The sequence below is a fragment of the Nonomuraea sp. NPDC048892 genome (assembly GCF_040649735.1).
Classification (GTDB): domain Bacteria; phylum Actinomycetota; class Actinomycetes; order Streptosporangiales; family Streptosporangiaceae; genus Nonomuraea; species Nonomuraea maheshkhaliensis.
This window is the reverse complement of record NZ_JBEZFZ010000022.1, coordinates 73,861-92,837: the sequence shown is the minus strand read 5'-3', so window position 1 is coordinate 92,837 and position 18,977 is coordinate 73,861. Positions and strand designations below refer to the sequence as shown.

Annotated in this window: 15 protein-coding genes; 9 read left to right on the top strand and 6 right to left on the bottom strand. The window is 71.3% G+C overall.

Annotated features, from left to right (window positions below; all coding sequences use genetic code 11):
• Window positions 1-45 precede the first annotated feature (45 nt).
• The 6 genes from glgB (at window position 46) to AB0C28_RS43305 (ending at window position 9,392) form a co-directional block, all read left to right on the top strand.
• On the top strand, window positions 46-2,199 hold the full coding sequence (gene glgB / locus AB0C28_RS43330; RefSeq protein ID WP_358081600.1) for a 1,4-alpha-glucan branching protein GlgB: 2,154 nt from the start codon (window positions 46-48) through the stop codon (window positions 2,197-2,199).
• Window positions 2,200-2,386: 187 nt separating this feature from the next.
• Window positions 2,387-4,366, top strand: coding sequence for a S8 family serine peptidase (locus tag AB0C28_RS43325; protein WP_358081599.1), 1,980 nt, complete (start codon window positions 2,387-2,389; stop codon window positions 4,364-4,366).
• Between the two features lie 195 nt (window positions 4,367-4,561).
• Complete coding sequence (locus AB0C28_RS43320) at window positions 4,562-5,953, top strand: S8 family serine peptidase (protein ID WP_357848676.1); 1,392 nt, start codon at window positions 4,562-4,564, stop codon at window positions 5,951-5,953.
• A gap of 134 nt (window positions 5,954-6,087) precedes the next feature.
• On the top strand, window positions 6,088-7,443 hold the full coding sequence (locus AB0C28_RS43315; RefSeq protein WP_358081597.1) for a S8 family serine peptidase: 1,356 nt from the start codon (window positions 6,088-6,090) through the stop codon (window positions 7,441-7,443).
• A 66-nt stretch (window positions 7,444-7,509) separates the two neighbouring features.
• A complete protein-coding gene (locus AB0C28_RS43310) occupies window positions 7,510-8,706 on the top strand; it encodes a histidine kinase (RefSeq protein ID WP_358081595.1) in 1,197 nt (398 codons plus the stop codon).
• Between the two features lie 2 nt (window positions 8,707-8,708).
• Window positions 8,709-9,392: a response regulator transcription factor gene (locus AB0C28_RS43305; RefSeq protein ID WP_358081592.1), complete on the top strand. Its 684-nt coding sequence runs from the start codon at window positions 8,709-8,711 to the stop codon at window positions 9,390-9,392.
• On the opposite strand, the gene AB0C28_RS43300 is transcribed toward AB0C28_RS43305, so the two are convergent.
• A complete protein-coding gene (locus tag AB0C28_RS43300) occupies window positions 9,382-10,038 on the bottom strand; it encodes a DUF2306 domain-containing protein (RefSeq protein WP_358081589.1) in 657 nt (218 codons plus the stop codon). The two genes, AB0C28_RS43305 and AB0C28_RS43300, sit on opposite strands and share 11 nt — an antisense overlap.
• Window positions 10,039-10,193: 155 nt before the next feature.
• Between AB0C28_RS43300 and AB0C28_RS43295 the strand changes: the two genes are divergently transcribed.
• The gene (locus tag AB0C28_RS43295; protein WP_358081587.1) at window positions 10,194-11,177 is read left to right on the top strand and encodes an NAD(P)-dependent alcohol dehydrogenase; all 984 of its coding nucleotides are present in this window, start codon (window positions 10,194-10,196) and stop codon (window positions 11,175-11,177) included.
• Between the two features lie 89 nt (window positions 11,178-11,266).
• A complete protein-coding gene (gene sppA, locus AB0C28_RS43290; RefSeq protein ID WP_357848694.1) occupies window positions 11,267-12,967 on the top strand; it encodes a signal peptide peptidase SppA in 1,701 nt (566 codons plus the stop codon).
• A gap of 22 nt (window positions 12,968-12,989) precedes the next feature.
• On the opposite strand, the gene AB0C28_RS43285 is transcribed toward sppA, so the two are convergent.
• The 5 genes from AB0C28_RS43285 to AB0C28_RS43265 all read right to left on the bottom strand — a co-directional run bounded on the left by AB0C28_RS43285 (window position 12,990) and on the right by AB0C28_RS43265 (window position 16,943).
• On the bottom strand, window positions 12,990-13,490 hold the full coding sequence (locus AB0C28_RS43285) for a flavin reductase family protein (RefSeq protein WP_358081584.1): 501 nt from the start codon (window positions 13,488-13,490) through the stop codon (window positions 12,990-12,992).
• 61 nt (window positions 13,491-13,551) lie between these two features.
• On the bottom strand, window positions 13,552-14,484 hold the full coding sequence (locus AB0C28_RS43280) for an ABC transporter substrate-binding protein (RefSeq protein ID WP_357848699.1): 933 nt from the start codon (window positions 14,482-14,484) through the stop codon (window positions 13,552-13,554).
• Between the two features lie 38 nt (window positions 14,485-14,522).
• Window positions 14,523-15,215, bottom strand: coding sequence for an ABC transporter permease (locus AB0C28_RS43275; protein WP_357848702.1), 693 nt, complete (start codon window positions 15,213-15,215; stop codon window positions 14,523-14,525).
• Window positions 15,212-15,892, bottom strand: coding sequence for an ABC transporter permease subunit (locus AB0C28_RS43270; RefSeq protein ID WP_358081581.1), 681 nt, complete (start codon window positions 15,890-15,892; stop codon window positions 15,212-15,214). The genes AB0C28_RS43275 and AB0C28_RS43270 overlap by 4 nt, the downstream gene beginning before the upstream one ends.
• The gene (locus AB0C28_RS43265) at window positions 15,885-16,943 is read right to left on the bottom strand and encodes an ATP-binding cassette domain-containing protein (RefSeq protein WP_357848708.1); all 1,059 of its coding nucleotides are present in this window, start codon (window positions 16,941-16,943) and stop codon (window positions 15,885-15,887) included. Before AB0C28_RS43265 ends, AB0C28_RS43270 begins: the two co-directional genes overlap by 8 nt.
• 300 nt (window positions 16,944-17,243) lie before the next feature.
• Here AB0C28_RS43265 and AB0C28_RS43260 point away from each other — a divergent pair, with 300 nt between their 5' ends.
• Complete coding sequence (locus tag AB0C28_RS43260; protein ID WP_358081579.1) at window positions 17,244-18,965, top strand: hypothetical protein; 1,722 nt, start codon at window positions 17,244-17,246, stop codon at window positions 18,963-18,965.
• Window positions 18,966-18,977: the final 12 nt, after the last annotated feature.

The following is an 18,977-nucleotide window of genomic DNA, read 5'->3' as shown; positions in this document are numbered from 1 at the left end:
GCCTGGGATGGACGGTCATCTTAGGGCAGGGTTGGGAGCATGCCGATGAGGACAGAGCTCGACCGCCTGGCGGGCGGGGCGCACCACGATCCGCACTCCGTGCTCGGAGCGCACCCCGTGTCCGGCGGGGTGGTCTTCCGTACGCTGCGGCCACTGGCGGAACGCGTACGGGTGGTGCTGGACGACGGCTCTGCCCATGACATGAAGCACCAGGCCCACGGCGTGTTCGAGGTGACGGTCCCGGGGCTGGACAAGGTGCCCGACTACCGGTTCAGCGTCCAGTACGCCGGCGGGCAGCCGTACGAGGTGCTCGATCCCTATCGGCACTGGCCCACGCTGGGCGAGGTGGACCTGCACCTCATCGGTGAGGGGCGGCACGAGCGGCTGTGGGAGGCGCTCGGCGCGCGGGTGATGGAGCACCAGGACGTCGACGGCACCGCGTTCGCCGTCTGGGCGCCGAACGCGCGCGGCATCAGGATCGTCGGCGACTTCAACCACTGGGACGGCACCGCCTACCCCATGCGCTCGCTGGGCCGGTCGGGGGTGTGGGAGCTGTTCGTGCCGGGGCTGGGCGCGGGTCAGCGGTACAAGTACCAGGTCCTGGGCGCCGACGGCGTATGGCGGGACAAGGCCGACCCGATGGCCAGGCGGACCGAGGTGCCGCCGCTGACGGCCTCGGTGATCGACAAGTCGGACTACAGCTGGCAGGACGACGCCTGGATGGTCGAGCGGCGTCAGGCGCAGCCGCAGACGGGGCCGATGAGCGTCTACGAGGTGCACCTGGGCTCGTGGCGGCCCGGGCTGTCGTACGTGGAGCTGGCCGACCAGTTGTCCGAGTACGTCGCCGACCTGGGCTTCACCCACGTGGAGCTGCTGCCGGTGGCCGAGCACCCGTTCGGCGGGTCGTGGGGCTACCAGGTGACGTCCTATTACGCGCCGACGGCCAGGTTCGGCACGCCTGACGAGTTCCGCCACTTCGTGGACCGCCTGCACCAGCGCGGCATCGGCGTGCTGCTGGACTGGGTGCCGGCCCACTTCCCGATGGACGAATGGGCGCTGGCCCGTTTCGACGGCACCCCGCTCTACGAGCACGCCGACCCGGCCAGGGGCGAGCACCCCGACTGGGGCACCTACGTGTTCGACTTCGGCCGCAGGGAGGTACGCAACTTCCTGGTCGCCAACGCCCTGTTCTGGCTGAAGGAGTTCCACGTCGACGGGCTGCGGGTGGACGCGGTGGCCTCGATGCTCTACCTGGACTACTCGCGGCGCGAGGGCGAGTGGACGCCCAACGTGTACGGCGGCAGGGAGAACCTCGACGCGGTCGAGTTCCTCAAGGAGATGAACTCGGTCTGCTACCGGGAGGCTCCGGGCATCTCGACCGTGGCCGAGGAGTCGACGGCCTGGCCGGGAGTCTCGCGGCCGGTGCACCTGGGCGGGCTCGGGTTCGGCTTCAAGTGGAACATGGGCTGGATGCACGACACGCTCGAATACCTGCGCCACGAGCCGGTCTTCCGCCAGTACCACCACCATCAGCTGACGTTCTCGCTGCTGTACGCCTACTCCGAGAACTACGTGCTGCCGCTGTCGCACGACGAGGTCGTCCACGGCAAGGGCTCGCTGCTGGGCAAGATGCCGGGCGACGAATGGCAGCGGTTCGCGCAGTTGCGGGCGCTGCTGGCGTTCATGTGGGCGCATCCGGGCAAGCAGCTGCTGTTCATGGGCGGCGAGTTCGGCCAGGGCTCGGAGTGGTCGGAGGAGCGCGGGCTGGACTGGTGGGTGCTGGAGTTCGACGGGCACCAGGGGGTGCAGCGGCTGGTCCGCGACCTCAACCGGCTCTACCGCGAGACGCCCGCCCTGTGGGAGCAGGACTCCAGGCCTGAGGGGTTCCGGTGGATCGACGCCGACGACGCCTCGGGCAACACGTTCTCATTCGTCCGTTATGCGAACGACGGCTCGGCGGTGGCGTGCGTGGTGAACTTCAGCGGCGGGCCGCACGAGAACTACAAGCTCGGGCTCCCGTACGGCGGGCGGTGGTCGGAGGCGGTCAATACCGACGCCTACGACTACTGGGGCAGCGGCGTCGGCAACATGGGGACGGTCGAGGCCACGGAGGAGCCGTGGCACGGCCTGCCCTGCTCCGCCACGCTGCGGGTGCCTCCGCTGGGCGCGGTGTGGCTCACCCACGAGGGGCCGGGCTGAGCGTTTGCGGGCTGAACGTCTGCGGGCTGGGCGGTTTCGGGCTGGGCGGTTTCGGGCTGAACGTTTGAGGTGCGGCGGCTGAAAGTTCCGTGAGAAACCGGCCTAGGGGCCTGTGCGTGTCGGGCAAATCGCCCTAAACTCCGAGATCATCCCCCTCGGAGGACGCGTGCGATTCCGCCCCTTGATCGTGAGTTCGATCGTCCTGGCCCTGCTGCCGCTGTCGGCTCCGGCCTACGCGGAGGACCCGACGCTCATCCCCACGCCGGGCACGTCCCAGACGCCGACGCCACCGGCCGAGGAGCCCCCTCCGGCCGAGACGACGCCGGCGGAGACCCCACCGGCCGAGGAGCCGCCGGCCGAGACGACGCCGACCGAGGAGCCGTCCGGTCCCGAGAGCAAGGTGGAGGCGGGCTTAGGCGTGGACGGCGGCACCGAACGGGCCATCGTCGAGCTCACCGACCCCGCCGAGAACGCCCCCGTCGCCACCCAGGCCGCGGCCGAGAACGTGGACGTGGTGCTGCAGCCGCTGAGCCAGTCGTTCATGGTCGTCGAGGGCACGGCGGAGGAGCTGGCCAAGCTGGCCGAGGACCCCCGGGTCTCCTCCATCCACCGCGACCGTACGTACCTGCCGGCCGACGTCACTCCCAACCTGTCGCTGATCGGCGCCGACCAGGCGCACGCGAAGAGCTTCACCGGCGCCGGCCAGGCGGTGGCCGTGCTGGACACCGGCATCGACCCGGACCACCCGTGGTTCGCCGGCCGCATCGTGGCGCAGGCGTGTTTCTCCGCCACCGAGGAGGCCGGTGTCGAGTCGCTCTGTCCGAACGGGCAGAACAAGCAGACCGACGGCGCGGCGGCCGACGCCACCACGCCGAAGTGCCTGGCCGGAACGGTGAACATGTGCGACCACGGCTCCCACGTGGCGGGCATCGCGGCCGGCACCGGCGGCGTGGCGCCCGGCGCGAACATCGTGGCGGTGCAGGTGTTCAGCCGGATCAACGACGAGGAGCTCTGCGGCGAGCCGTCGTGCCTGATGGCGTACGAGTCGTCGCTGCGCGAGGCGCTGGACTACGTCGGGACGCTGAACCGGCCGATCGCCGCGGTCAACCTCAGCCTGGGCGGCATGCTGTACGAGTCGAACTGCGACGGGACCGAGGAGGGCGCGGTCTTCAAGGAGAAGATCGACGCGCTGCTGGCCAAGAACATCGCGACCGTGGTGGCCGCGGGCAACGAGTTCTTCGACGGCGTCTCCCACCCGGCCTGCGTCTCCTCGGCGGTGGCCGTCGGCGCCAACGACAACTCCGACGCCGTCGCCGACTTCTCCAACCGGGGCCCGCTGCTCGACCTGTTCGCGCCCGGCGTGGACATCGAGTCGTCGGTGCCGGACAACGCCACGACCGTCTACAGCGGCACCTCGATGGCGACCCCGCACGTGGCCGGCGCGCTGGCGCTGATGAAGGCGGCCACGCCGGACGTCCCGATGGCCGAGCTGATCGAGAAGCTGAAGAGCACGGGCCGCCCGTACGTGTACGACTCCAACGGCGCCCAGGTCACCACGCCGCGCCTGGACCTGGCGGCGGCCCTGGCCGGGACGGCGCAGCAGCCGCCCATCACGCAGTCCCCGACGCAACCGGGCCCCGGCGACACCAGCGGCCCCAGCCCCGAGCCGGATGACTCGTCGAACCCCGACCCGGGCACCGAGCCTGAGCCCGAGCCCACGTCGTCGGTCAGCCCGGTCCCGCTGCCGACGGTCACGGTCACGGTGACCGTCACCCACACGGCGTCACCGGTGTCCGCGGTGTGCACGCGCGGCACGGCGGCCAAGAAGCTGACGGCCCAGAAATGGGCGATCGAACTGCACCGCAGCACCGGCTCCATCCCCGACGCCACGCTCACCTGCTACCTGAAGCTGATCGCCAAGTCCAGCAAGGTCTTCCCCGAGCTGACGAAGGCGTCGTCGCTGGGCAAGGCGTACCGCGTACTGAAGAGCGGCAAGACCGGCAAGGCCAAGCTCGACGGCGCGCTGCTGACAGCCTGGCTGAACTGGGCACACGGCACGAACGGCACCACGTCGCTGACGGCCGGCGAGAAGGTGCGGCTCAGCGCCAAGCCGTCCGCGGCGGCGCTGAAGAAGGCGACGAAGAACGTCCTCAAATCAGTGAAATAAGCGATAACTCCGGAGAGGGCCGGTCGAATCTGACCGGCCCTCTCTCGTCTCGCTCTTTAAGGCAAAAAAGCCTCCAACGTTTCTCTGGGCTACATACGTCACTGACATCACACTTGTCACACGGGGGGATGTAAACGGCTGTACGCAGCCGGAAGCCGGAAAAATGCTTCACGGCTCCAGCCCCGGGAGGAAAAAGTGAGGCTACGGTCTCTGCTCACTGGCGTCCTGACGCTGTCCGTGACATCAGCCGTGCTCTGGACCGCTCCGGCCCTGCAAGCCGACTCCGCCGACACCGGCGACCCGATCATCAGCCCTGCGCTCGTCTCGGAGATCCAGAAGAAGAACAAGGTCCGCTCCATCATCCAGCTCAAACCAGGCCAGAGCGTCCAGGCTGTGGCCAATGACCTGGAGATGGCCTCCGAGGGCGGCCGGGTGCTGGAGGCGGCGCAGTCGCCGCACTTCTTCGTGGCCGAGGTGGACGACAGGACGCTGGCCAAGCTGAAGAAGGACAACCGGGTCAAGGCCGTCTACAAGGACGAGCTGAGCGCGCCCAACCTCGACGTGAGCACCACCGTGATCCGCTCGGACCGGGCCAACCAGGCCGGCTGGAACGGCACCGGCACCACGGTCGCGGTGCTCGACACCGGGATCGACCGCGACCACCCGTTCTTCGCCGGCCGGATCGCGGACGAGGCGTGCTTCTCCTCCTCCGACGCGAGTGACGGCACGGTCTCGCTCTGCCCGAACAACCAGCCCAGCCAGACCGGGCCTGGCGCGGCCGACGTCGAGACGCCGCAGTGCACCGTGGACGGCGCGAACGTCTGCTCGCACGGGACGCACGTGGCGGGCATCGCGGCCGGCCGGCTGACCACGGGAGCGCCGGCCAACGGCGTCGCCCCCGAGGCCCGCCTGCTGCCCATCCAGGTCTTCAGCCGCGTGGACGACCCGCTGACCTGCGGCGTCGGCGGCGGCCCCACGCCGTGCTTCCTCAGCTACACCTCGGACCAGAAGCTGGCGCTCGAATACGTGGCCAGGGTGGCGCGGACGCACAACGTCGCGGCGGTGAACATGAGCCTCGGGGGCGGGCGGGCGTACGCGGAGGCGTGCGACACCGATCCGAGCGCGGGGGCGGTCAAGCCGGAGTTCGACGCGCTGGTGGGCCTGGGCGTGGCCCCGGTGGTGGCGGCGGGCAACAGCGGCTGGGAGAACGGCGTCTCCGCGCCCGCCTGCGTCTCGACCGCGATCACGGTCGGCGCCACGGACGACTCCGACGCGCTCGCCTCGTTCACCAACCGGGGGCCGCTGCTCGACCTGTTCGCGCCCGGGGTGGCCATCCGCTCCTCGGTGCCCGACGACGCGTACGGCGACAAGAACGGCACCTCGATGGCCGCGCCGCACGTGGCGGGGGCGTTCGCGCTGATGCGGCAGGCGTTCCCGAACAACACGGTCGAGCAGAGCCTGCAGCGGCTGCGCGACACCGGCGCCCAGATCCGGTTCAACGCCGCGGGCACCCAGGTGACCACGGCGCGCATCGACGTGGAGCGGGCCACCGCCGGCGCCACCCCCGCCACCAACCCGCAGGCCTGATCACGCGCCTTCCTGGGCCGGGCGGGACGACCGTCCGGCCTTTCGCGTGAAAACCCACCTTTCCCTCTGACCCCACAAGTCGAATTACTACACTTCTCCCGACAACTCCCCCCGAACCCCCTCCGGAGGAACGGTTGAGACTCTCGTCTCTGCTGGCCGGCGCCATCGCGCTGGCCGCCACCTCGGCGACGCTCATCGCGACGCCCGCCCTGGCCGACCCCGAGTCCAAGATCGACCCCGCGATCACCGCGAGCGGCGAGCACCGCGCCATCGTGCACGTGAACCGGGCCGCCCAGGTGCAGGCGGTGCAGTCCAGCGCCGAGGCGGTCAAGCGGGACAGGAAGAACGTGGAGGCCCAGCCACCCTCCGAGATCGCCGCCAAGCTCGACTTCTTCGTCTACCGCGGCACCCGCGCCGAGCTGGAGCAGATCGCCGGGCAGTCGGACGTCGTCTCGATCCGCAGGGACAAGCTCAACGAGCCCACGCTGGTGCAGAGCATCCCGCTGATCGGCGCGGACCGGGCGCGGCGCTCCGGTTTCACCGGCAAGGGCACCGCCGTGGCCATCCTGGACTCCGGCATCGACAACGACCACCCCGCCTTCGGCGACCGCATCGTGGCCCAGGCGTGCTTCTCGGCCGCCGACCCCGTCGACGGCTCCACCCCGCTGTGCCCGAACGGCAGCCAGTTCCAGATCGGCGACGGCGCGGCCGACGCGGAGAGCACCGCGTGCACGACGGGCGCCCCGCAGCCGCAGTACGGCCTGTGCTACCACGGCACCCACGTGGCCGGCATCGCGGCCGGTCAGCGGACGGCCGAGTTCGCCGCCGACGGCGTCGCCCCCAAGGCCAGGATCGTGCCGGTCCAGGTGTTCAGCCGCTTCGACAGCTCCCCCTACTGCGCCGGACGCCCCGTCTGCATCCTGGCCTACGACTCCTCCATCCTGACCGGCATGGCCTACGCCGACCTGCTGGCCGACCAGTACAAGATCGCCGCGGTCAACCTGAGCCTGGGCGGCGGCAAGTACGACGTGGCCTGCGACGAGGGCGACGGGGCCGACTTCAAGGCCGAGGTGGACAAGCTCATGGCCAAGGGCGCCGCGACGGTCGTGGCCTCGGGCAACGACGGCTTCGACGACTCGGTGTCGTGGCCCGCGTGCGTCTCGAACACGGTCGCGGTGGGCGCCACGGACAAGCAGGACGCGGTGGCGGCCTTCTCCAACAGGGGCGCGCTGCTGGACGTGTTCGCGCCGGGCGTCGCGATCACCGCGGCCATCGCCGGGAACACGTACGCGTCGCTGAACGGCACCTCGATGGCCACCCCGCACGTCACGGGCGCGCTGGCGGTGCTGCGCCAGAAGCGGCGCACCGCCTCGGTGGACCAGCTCGTGTCCGCGCTGCGGCGCACGGGCAAGCCGATCGCCTACACCAGCGCCGGCACGGAGGTCACCACGCCGCGGATCGACGTCTGGGCGGCACTGCGCGACAGGTAGTCACCGCCGGCCCGGCGCGGGCGCTCCCCCGCGCCGGGCCGGGGCCCGCTCTCGTACGATGAGGGCGTGCACGGCCTCCTCCGCTCCGTGTGGGACGAGCCCCGTCCGCCCGGCGCCCCGCGCAGGGTGTGGCGCGACTGGGCGCTCGTCGGGCTGTTCGCGCTGGCCATCGTGCTCGAAGGCATCCTGCGGACGGACCTGCTGTGGCGGCCGCTCTCGATCGTCTATCCGCTGGTCATGCTGCCGACCCTGTTATGGCGGCGCACCCACCCGCTGGCCTGCCTGGCGATCCCCGTCGTCGTCACGGGCCTGATCCAGAACGTCACCGGCGCCGACCCGGCCGAGATGAGCTCGGTGGCGTACATGGTGATCCTGCTCTACGCGCTGGCCCGGTGGGGGTCCGGCCGGGAGATGACGCTCGGGCTGGGGCTGATCACCGCCGCGGTGACCACGTCCACGCTCACCGGGCAGGTCGCCACGGTCCCCGGGCAGCTCGCCGCCTCCGACATCATCGGCGCCTTCACCGTCGTGTTCGCCGCGTTCGCCCTGGGCGGCGCCTTCCGTTATCGCGCCAGGGCCAGGGCGCGCGAGCTCGACCAGGTCAAACTGCTCGAACGCGAGCAACTGGCCCGCGACCTGCACGACACCGTCGCCCATCACGTCTCGGCCATGGCCATCCGCGCCCAGGCCGGCATCGCGACCGCCGCCACCCATCCGGACGCCGCCGTTGACGCGCTGCGCGTGATCGAGGCCGAGGCGTCGCGCACGCTCGCCGAGATGCGGGCCATGGTGCGCGTCCTGCGCCACGACCGGGCGCCGGGAGGCGGGGACATGCCCGAGCTGGCCCCCAACCCCCACCTCGCCGACCTCCAGCAGCTGGCCGGGCGGCCCAAGGTCGGTCCCGCCGTGGAGGTGCTGATCGACGGCGACCTCGACGGCGTGCCCCCTTCGGTGGGCGCCGCCGTCTACCGCATCGCCCAGGAGTCGGTCACCAACGCCCGCCGCCATGCCCGGCACGCCACGAGGATCGAGGTCAGGGTCGCCGCCGACGACGCCTCCGTACGGCTGCGGGTGAGCGACGACGGCGACAGCACCGCCACCAGGCCCACGCCCTCGCCCGGGTACGGGCTGCTCGGCATGATCGAACGCGCCGACCTGCTCGGCGGCACCTGCGAGGCCGGTCCCAACCCGGGGCGCGGCTGGACCGTCACCGCCGTCCTGCCCAGGACCCCCAAGCACGACGTCTCCCCGAGGAGCACATGAGCATGAGCGCGACCGGCGACCCCGCGGACGCCCCCATCCGGGTGATCGTCGCCGACGACCAGGAGATCGCCCGCACCGGGCTCAGGATGATCCTGGACGCCCAGCCGGACATCGAGGTCGTCGCCGAGGCGGGCGACGGCCGCCGGGCCGTCGAGCTGGCCAGGCGGCTACGTCCTGACGTGTGCCTGTTCGACATCCGCATGCCCCGCTGCGACGGCATCGAGGCCACCCGCCTCCTGGCCGGGCCCGACGTGGCCAACCCGATGGCCGTCGTCGTCATCACCACGTTCGACCTGGACGAGTACGTCTACGCGGCGCTCCAGGCGGGCGCCCGCGGGTTCCTGCTCAAGGACGCCGGCCCCGACCTGCTCGGCCAGGCGATCCGCGCCGCCGCCAGGGGTGACGCGCTCATCGCCCCGAGCATCACCGCCCGGCTGCTGTCGGCCTTCGCCGGCGCCGCTCCCTCCGGGCCGCGCGTGCAGCCGATCGAGCCGCTCACCGACCGGGAGGAGCAGATCCTGGTGACGGTGGCGCGCGGGCGGACCAACAGCGAGATCGCCGAAGAGCTGCACATCTCGCTGAGCACGGTCAAGAGCCACGTCGCGAGCCTGATGACCAAGCTCGGGGTGCGCAACCGGGTCGAGATCGCCATGTGGGCGTACGAGACCGACCGCGTCAAGGGCTGACCGGCGACGGGAGCCGCCTGGATCCACGGCGGCGGCGGATGATCCACTCGGCCACCGCGAGGTTGATCACCCAGCTCGCCCCGAGGAGCAGCGCCCTGGTGACGTCGTCCGGCGGGCCGGCGAAGCCCAGCCACAGGCCCTGGGTCAGCGCCTGCGTGCCGGCGCCGAGGCCGATCGCGTACGCGCGGGTCATCCAGGCGCGGTGGCGGCGCACGTCGCGCCGCCGGATGGCGCGGAAGCCGAGCACGAGGGCGGCGAGCATGCCCGAGCCGAACACCAGCCGGAACCAGGCGAGCAGTCCTTCGTCCGCCGGCGGCACCTCGGAGAACAGCGTCATCCACAGCCCCGACAGCGCCGCCAGCAGCCCGGCCACCACCAGGAGCCGCCCCGCCGCGCGGTGCCGGCGGGGCCTGCGCGCCCGCAGGCCGGGGACGAACTGGAAGGCGCCGAGCACGGTGTAGAGGGTGACGGCCACGATGTGCACGGTCACGGGGGCGGGAAAGGTGAGAAAGCGGGCGTTGGCCGGGGTGATCGGGGCGCCGCTCACGATCTCGTTCATGCGGACGGCGCCGGCCAGCACGGGGACGGCGCTGAGTGCGATCAACCCCGTGGGCGCGAGCCATCCGGCTCTCCGTTTCCTGTGCATGCCTCGATGGTGACCGCCGGACCCGCCCCCGCTCATCGGCCCTGAGACCCCTTCCCCATGGGCCGATCAGCCGGTCGAGAGCTCGTACTTTCGGCCGTTCCGCCGGCCCGCGACCGGCGCACACACTGAGGGCCCGCCAACGAAGGGAAGGCATCATGAAGGCGTTCGTTCTCCGCTCATACGGCTCCCCCGACGTCCTCCGGCTCACCGACGTCGACACCCCCGCCCCCGGCCCGCACGAGGTCCTGATCCGGATCCGCGCCACCTCGGTGCAGCCCTGGGACTGGCACGGCATGCGCGGCGAGCCGTACGTCGCCCGCGTCATGCCCGGCGGCCTCGGGCTGCGGCCGAAGAAGCCCATCCTGGGTGCGGACGTGGCCGGGGTGGTGGAGGCGGTCGGCGAGCGGGTGACCGAGTACGTCCCCGGCGACGAGGTGTTCGCCCTGCCCGAGGGCGGCGGGTTCGCCGAGTACGTCAGCGTCCCTGAGCGCCAGGTGGCGCCCAAGCCGCGGAACCTGTCGTTCGAGCAGGCCGCGGCGGTGCCCCTGGCCGCCTGCACGGCCCTGCTCGCCGTGCGCGACGACGCCAAGGTCGGGCCGGGCCACCGCGTCCTGGTCAACGGGGCCTCGGGCGGCGTCGGCACGTTCGCGGTGCAGCTCGCCAAGGCGTACGGGGCGCACGTCACCGGCGTGTGCAGCACCCGCCACGTGGACCTGGTCAGGTCGATCGGGGCGGACGAGGTGATCGACTACACCAAGGAGGACTTCACCCGGATGGGGCCGCCCTACGACGCGATCCTCTACGTGGCGGGCAACCGCTCGTTCGCCGAGTGCCGGCGGGTGCTCAAGCGCAAGGGCGTCTGCGTCATGCTGGGCGCGGCGGCGGGCCGGTGGGTGCAGCCGGCCGGGCGCATGTTCACGATGGTCGCGGCGTCGATGTTCGCCTCGCAGAAGGCGATGGTGACCCAAGTGATCGGCAACGCCGAGAACCGGCGGAACCTGCGCGAGCTGACCGAGCTCATCGAGAGCGGGCAGGTCACGCCGGTCGTCGATCGCGCGTACGCGTTCGCGGACACCGTGGAGGCGGTCAGGTACCAGGAGGAGGGACATGCCTCCGGGAAGGTCGTCATCACGATATGACAGGTGCGGGCGGGGGACTTCCCGCCCGCCGGACGACCTCGGTTCGTCGGGCGGACCGTTTTCGAAATGTGTCGCTTAGGGTGGCTTTTATGGACGCAGGCAAGGCGATCTTCGAAACCGTCGGCAAGCTTCGCCAGCGGCGCACGGCCCCGCTGGTGCTGGAACTCGACCTCACAGAGGGCCTCACGGAAGGCCCGCCGGCGGACCCGGTCGCCGCGTTGCTGTCCATGCGCAAGCCCCGCCTGGCCGACGTCCTGTCGGGCCTGCGCCGGGCCAGGCAGGACCCACGCGTCAAGGCGCTCGTGGTGAAGATCGGCGGCAACCCGCTGGGCCTGGCCATGGTGCAGGAGCTGCGCCAGGCCGTGATCCACTTCCGCGCCTCGGGCAAGCTGACCGTCGCCTTCGGCGAGACGTTCGGCGAGTTCGGCGGCGGCACCGTCCCCTACTACCTGGCCAGCGCCTTCGAGCGCCTCTACCTGCAGCCCAGCGGCGACGTCGGGCTGACCGGCGTGGCCGTGGAGCAGCGCTTCGTCAAGGGCGCGCTGGGCAAGCTGGGCATCGGCTACGAGGTCGGCCAGCGGCACGAGTACAAGACCGCCGCCAACACCTTCACCCAGGACCGCATGACCGAGCCGCACCGCGAGTCCATGGGCCGCATCGTGGAGTCGATCACCGAGAGCCTCGTCGCGGGCATCGCCGACAGCCGCAGGCTCGACCCTGGCAAGGTGCGCGAGCTGATCGACCGGGGCCCGTTCACGGCCACCGAGGCGCACGAGGCCGGGCTGGTCGACGGGCTGGCCTACCGGGACGAGGTCTACGACGAGGTCAAGCGGGCCGCGGGCGACGAGGCCCACCTGCTGTACGTCGCCCGCTACGCCCGTGGCGCGGCCGTACGCAAGCTGCCCAACCCGACGGCCGACGGGGTCGCGCTCGTGCACGCCACCGGCATGATCAGGACCGGTCGCAGCGGGCGCAGCCCGCTCGGCGGGGGCGGGGCCATGGGTTCCGACACGATCAGCGCCGCGCTGCGCGCCGCCAGGCGCGACGAGCACGTCAAGGCCGTGGTGTTCCGGGTCGACAGCCCCGGCGGCTCCTACGTGGCCAGCGACACGGTCTGGCGCGAGGTCACGCTGCTGCGCGAGGTCAAACCGGTCATCGTGTCGATGGGCGACCTGGCGGCCTCCGGCGGCTACTTCATCTCGATGGCCGCCGACGTGATCATCGCCCAGCCGGGCACGCTGACCGGCTCGATCGGCGTCTACGGCGGCAAGCCCGTCCTGTCGGAGCTGCTGGAGAAGCTGGGCGTCACCTCGGAGATGGTGGCAGAGGGCGCCAACGCCGGCATGTTCTCCACCACGCGCGGCTTCTCCACCGAGCAGTGGGAACGGATCAACGCCTGGCTCGACCGCATCTACGACGACTTCACCGGCAAGGTGGCCACGAGCCGCAACCTGAGCCGCGAGCGCACCCACGAGCTGGCCAGGGGCCGGGTGTGGACAGGCGCGGACGCGCGGGCCAACGGCCTGGTGGACGAGCTGGGCGGGCTGGAGGACGCGCTGGCCCTGGCGCGCAAGCGGGCCGGGCTGGCCGACGACGCCCCCGTGCGCTCCTACCCCAGGCTCAACGTGATCGAGCGGCTGCGCGGGCCCGACTCCAGCGAGGACAAGTCGGCCGCGCTGGCCAGGATCCGGCTGGACGCCTGGGGGCCGCTGGCCCGCCTGTCGGCCGAGCTGGGCCTGCCCGCCGCCGGCGGCCCGCTGCTCCTGCCGTCCTGGTACGTCATCCGCTGACATCCGCTGAGCCCGGTGGGCGTCAGGTGGTCGAGCGGTAGCGGCCGCGTACGCGTACCAGCGGCTGAAGTGACGGATCGACGTAGGCGACGTCCAGGACGGCGGCGACGAAGACCGTGTGATCCCCGGCCGGGACCACCCTGGTGGTCTCGGCCTCGATCGCGGCCACTCCGCCCTCGATCACCAGCGCCTCCGTGTACTCCCCCCGATGGTGCGGCGTGCCGGCCACCAGCAGCCGGGCGCTGGGCCGTCCGGCGGTGGCGAAACGGCTGGCCACGGCCGCCTGCCCCGACGACAGCAGGGAGGCGACCCAGCGGTCCTGCCTGAGCAGGACCTCGGTGAGGTAGCCCGCGGAGGCCAGGCTGACCAGCACCAGGGGAGGCTCCAGCGAGACCGACATCAGCGCGGTCACGGTGGTGCCGATGTCGTCGCGCCCGTCGCGCGCGGTCACGACCGCCACCCCGGCGGCGAGCTGCGCCATCGCCTCGGTGAAGCTCCCGGTGAAGTTCTCGGCGGAACTCATCGGACGGCTCCCGGCGACGGGGCGTGAGGGCCCGTGCGGGCCCTCACGCGCGCGGCGGGGGTCAGCCCAGGCCGTTGGAGGTCAGCCATTCCTTGGCCACGGTCGCGGGCTCGTCCTTGTTGACGGAGATCTTCTGCATCATCTCCAGCAGGGACTCGGTCGTCAGCTTGGCCGAGATACCGTTCAGGGTCGTCCTGATCGTGTCGTCGGCGGAGGCCTTGTGCAGCAGCGGGGTCACGTTCTGGGCGGCGAAGATGTTCTTGGTGTCCTGGAGGGGGACCAGGTTGTTCGCCGTCATCTTGGGGTCGGTGGTGAAGATGTTGCCGACCTGGATGGAGCCGTCCTTGAGGGCGTCGGCCGTGGTCGGCCCGGTGGGCTTCCACTCCTTGAACTCCAGGCCGTAGACGTCCTTGAAGCGGGCCTCCCAGCGCTTCTTGAACTCGGGCGGAGCGCCGACGATCATGTCCTTCGAGACCTTGGCCAGGTCCTCGATGGTGTTCAGCGACTGCTTGGTCTGGGTGTCCTTGGTGATCGTGAGGCTGTCCTTGTCCTCGGCGGGCGAGGAGTCGAGCACCTCCAGCTCGGCCGGCAGCTTCGACTTCAGCGCCGCGTTCACCTCGTCGGTGGTCACGGCGGTGTCCTTCTGGTCCACGAAGGCGAGCAGGTTGCCGTTGTACTCCGGCACCACGGTCAAGCCGCCGCCCTTGACCTGGTCGTAGACGACCTCGCGGCTGCCGATGCGCGGCTTCTCCTCCACCTGCACGCCCTTGGCCTCCAGCGCCTGGGCGTAGATCGAGGCCAGCAGCACGCTCTCGTCGAAGTCGAAGGAGCCGATGACGGCCTTACCTCCAGCGCCCGAAGCCGAGCCGGTGGGGGCCGCGCTCGTCGTGTCGAGCGGATTGCCCCCGGTGCTGCCGCCGCTGCCGCCACCACAGGCGGACAGCGCGAGCATCGCCGAGAGGAGCACCCCCGCGATGCCGTACTTGCGTCTCATGTTGCATTTCCCTTCTAAGCGGGAGGTAATACGGGAGATTATCGGACCTTCAGCCGCTGGCTCACCCCCGGTGAGACCGCCACCCTCTGCGCGAGCGCGAACAAGAGCTGCACCACCAGTGCGAACAGCACAATCAGTACTGAACCCCCGACGACGCTCGCGTAATCCTTGGTCGCGAAACCGTCGATGACATACCGGCCGAGACCGCCCAGGCCCGTGTAGGAGGCGACGGTGGTGGTGGCCACGACCTGGATCGCCGACAGGCGGCAGCCGAGCAGGATCAGCGGCAGCGCCACCGGCACCAGCACCCGGCCGAGGACCTGGCCGCCGCGCAGCCCCATCCCGTACGCGGCGTCACGCAGCTCGGGATCGACCCCCTTGACGCCCTCATAGGTGTTGACCAGGATCGGCGGCACCGACAGCAGCACCAGCGGAATGATCACCGGCCAGATCGAGGCCGTGCCCAGCAGCAGCACGAACATCACCAGCAGCCCCAGCGTGGGCAGCGCCCTGGCCAGGTTCGCAGAGACGACCACGAGCACCTCGCCCCGGCCCGTGTGCCCGATCACCAGGCCCAGCGGCACGGCGATCAGCACGGCCAGCAGCAGCGCCAGGGCCGAGAACTCCAGGTGCTCAAGCAGCCGCGCGGGGATGCCGCCCGGGCCCGCCCAGTTGTCCCCGTTGCCGAAGAACTCGACGAGCCAGGCGAAGAAGGAGGTCAGCCAGTTCATGACGCCGTTCCCTTCCTGGCCCGCACCCAGGGCGTGAGCAGCCGCTGGGCCAGGACCAGCAGCCCGTCCGCGACCAGCGCCAGCGCCACGATGAGCACGATGCCGACGATCACCGGCGGCATGAACGGATTCTGGTAGGCCCGGGTGAACAGCCCGCCGAGCCCGCCCTGCCCGATCAGCGCCCCCACGCTGACCAGGCTGATGCTGGAGACCGCGACCACCCGCATCCCGGCCAGCACCACCGGCACCGCGATCGGCAACTCGACCTGGAGCAGCCGGCGCAGCGGCGTGAAGCCCATGGCCGCGGCCGACTGGCGGACGTGGTCGGGCACCGAGTTGAGCCCGTCCACCACGGCGGGGATCAGCACCGCCATGCCGTAGAAGGTCAGCGGGATGATCACCGTGGTCTGCGAGAGCCCGGTCACCGAGATCAGCAGCATGAAGACGGGCAGCGACGGGAGCGCGTACACGATGTTCATGAAGCCCGAGGTGGGCTGGTAGAGCCAGCGCCAGCGCACGCAGGCCAGGCCCAGCGGCAGCGCCAGGACGAGCGCGAGCACGATCGGCACGAGTGACATCGTGAGGTGGTCGGTCAGCAGGTTGCTGATGCTGTCGACCCGCCCGGTGTCCCAGTTGCGCCCGATCCACTCCCAGATGGAAGGAGGGCCGTCACCCATCTGCGGCCTCCGCCAGCGCCGCGTCCAGCGCCTCTCTGGTGGCCACGCCGACGACCTTGCCGTCGCCGTTCACGGCGACGGCGCAGCCGGACGGCGACAGCAGCGCGGCGTCGAGAGCCGCGCGCATGCTGTCGCGGCCGTGCACATAGGTCCCGTACGGCTCCAGCTCGGACGGCCGCGCGCCGGACCGCCAGCCCACCGGCCGCCCGTCGCCGGTCACGACCAGCAGCCAGGGCTCGCCGGCGCCATCGTTTGAACCCTCCGTCACGGTCAGGTCGGTACGGATCCGCAGCCCCTCGGTGGAGACGAACTGCAGCCGCCTGATCCCCCGGTCGTGCCCCAGGAACTCGCGGACGAAGTCGTCGGCCGGCTCGGACAGCAGCGTCTTGGGATCGGCCAGCTGCGCCAGCTTGCCGCCCACCCGCAGCACCGCCACGCGGTCACCGAGCTTGATCGCCTCGTCGATGTCGTGGGTGACGAAGACGATCGTCTTGTTCAGCTCGCTCTGCAGCCGCAGCAGCTCGTCCTGGAGGCTCGTGCGCACGATGGGGTCGACCGCGCTGAACGGCTCGTCCATGAGCAGCACGGGCGGGTCGGCGGCCAGGGCCCTGGCCACGCCCACGCGCTGCTGCTGGCCGCCCGAGAGCTGGAACGGGTAACGGCCGGCGAAGGCCGGGTCGAGCCCGACGCGCTCCAGCAGCTCCATGGCCCTTGCGCGGGCCTTCTTGCGGTCCCAGCCGAGCAGGTAGGGGACGGTGGCGACGTTGTCGACGATCTTCCGGTGGGGGAAGAGGCCGGCCTGCTGGATGACGTAGCCGATGCCGCGCCGCAGCGTCGGCGGGTCGATGCTCTGGACCGGCTCGCCGTCGAGGAGGATCCGGCCCTCGGTGGCGTCGATCATGCGGTTGATCATCCGCAGGGACGTGGTCTTGCCGCACCCGGACGGGCCGACGAACACGGTGATCTCGCCAGTGGGCGCCTCAAGGCTGAGGTGGTCCACGGCGACCGTTCCGTCCGGATAACGTTTGGTGACAGAGTCGAATGTGATCACGCGCGAACTCTCGCTTCGGGCTTCGGTGGCAGGGCCGCAGCCCCCTGCCACGACCGCCGCATGATCTCTTGACCCCACACCCTACGGCGATATGCAGGCCTCTGTCCCCCCGGGTATTCCTTAAACGCTTCACTTGGGGCTGCCAATGACCTGGGATATTCACACTAAATCCGGATCTGGTAGTGCGCCGGACCACGAGGGTTGGCATGATTACCCTGACCATTCCTGACGCATCAGTCCACAAGACGCTGACGCGCCCCCTCACCCCCAGAGTCCGCACACTGCAAGAGGACCGGCCCCGTGTCTCAGCCGCTCACCGATCAGCGCCAGCGCGCAGAGTTGATCGCAGAGCTCTACGACCGCTACGCCGCCGGGCTGTTCGCGTACTGCGCGGACCAGCTCGGCGACCTCGGCTCTGCGTCCGACGTCCTGGTCACCGTGCTCACCAGCGTTCCGGCCACCGTGCCTCCCCGTGCCGCCATCTACGCCTTCGCCCGCCGCGAGATCCACCGGCGCAACATCACCTACTCCCCGCCCGCCGTCGATCCGCTCATCGACCCGGCCACCGCGCTCGTCGAGCGATCCCTGCGCGAGCTGCGCCCCCACCACCGCGAGGTGCTCGTCCTGTGCGCCGTGTGCGGGCTGAGCAAGTCCGAGCTGGCCTGGGTGCTGGACGTGGCCCCCGACACCGCCGAGGAACTGGCCGTGGGCGCGGGGCACCGGTTCAGGCGGGCGCTGGGAGCGGCGCTCGCCTCGGCCGGGGCCCGGCTGCCCAAGCCGGTGGCCGACGTCTTCGGCGCGCTGAAGGTCGCGCCGCTCAACGACGTGCTCGGCCGGCTCCCCTGGCCGCAGCCGCCCGGCGCCGTACGCATCCACTTCGCCGGCTCGCGTACGGCGGCGCCAGGACCCATGTTCGTCAAGCCGCGCTGGCCCAGCCCGCCCGTCTGGCCGCAGCCGCTGGCCGAGGCGGACCCGGCGACCAGCACGGTGATCTTCCCCCAGGAGCTGCTGACGCCTCCCGCCTCGTCGCGGGTCTCGCCGCTCGAAGAGACCACGACCCCGATGCCCAAGCTCTACGGGCGGCGCACGCCTGGCGGCGACCTGACGCTGCGCGACCCGCTGGGCTCCACCCGGCCCTTCCGGGACGTGCTGGACTCGCCCGGCATCTTCGGGGACGCCCTGTCGGAGAACCGGCCGCCGGGAAATCGGGCGTCGGGGAACCGGCCGTCGGCACCGGGTGCCGGGACTCCTGTGCCGGAGCGGCCGTTCTTCATGGCGCCGCCGGAGGCGTCGGCGGCCGATCCGTTCGCGACCGGGGACGTGATCCTGCCCAAGGACGCGCCCGATCCGTACATGACCGGCGACGTCCTCGTGCACAGCGAGCGGCTCGCGCCTCAGCCGGCGGAGTTCCGGCAGCCGCCGGCGCCGGTGCTCCAGCGGACGTCACCGCCCGATGAGGCGGCGCCGCTGTTCCAGCCACGGCCGAAGCCGGCCACCGGACCCGCCATCCGGCCTGCTTCCGGACCCGCCGAGTGGCCCGGCGACGTGCTCTCCGACGAGCCCCCTCTGGGGTTCGCCCGGGGGCCTGCCGCCAAGCCCGCCGATAAGCCCGCCTCCAGGTCTGCCGACGGGCCCGCCGCACGTTCTGCCGCCGGACCCGGCCTCAGGCCCGTCGCCAAGCCTGACGCCCGCCCCGCTGCCAAGCCCGCCACCAGATCTGGTGCCACGTCCGGCGGCAAACCCGGTACCAGGCCCGCGGACGAGCCCGTCTACCGGCTGCCCGGCCGGCGGGACGAGCCCAGGCGCGAGACCCCCAAGCGGCCGGATTCGCTGCTGGCCCCGCGCCCGGTGCGGGCCCGTCCCGTCCCCAAGCGGCGACCCGACAACGGCCGCCCGCCGAAGATGGTCCGCCGCAAGAAGGATCACCACCACGACTGGATCTGGGAGGCCGTCGGCTTCCTGCTCTGCGTCGCCATCGCGATGATCGTCTTCTTCTCCATGCCGATCTTCACCAGCCCCTGACCCCCTCGCGGG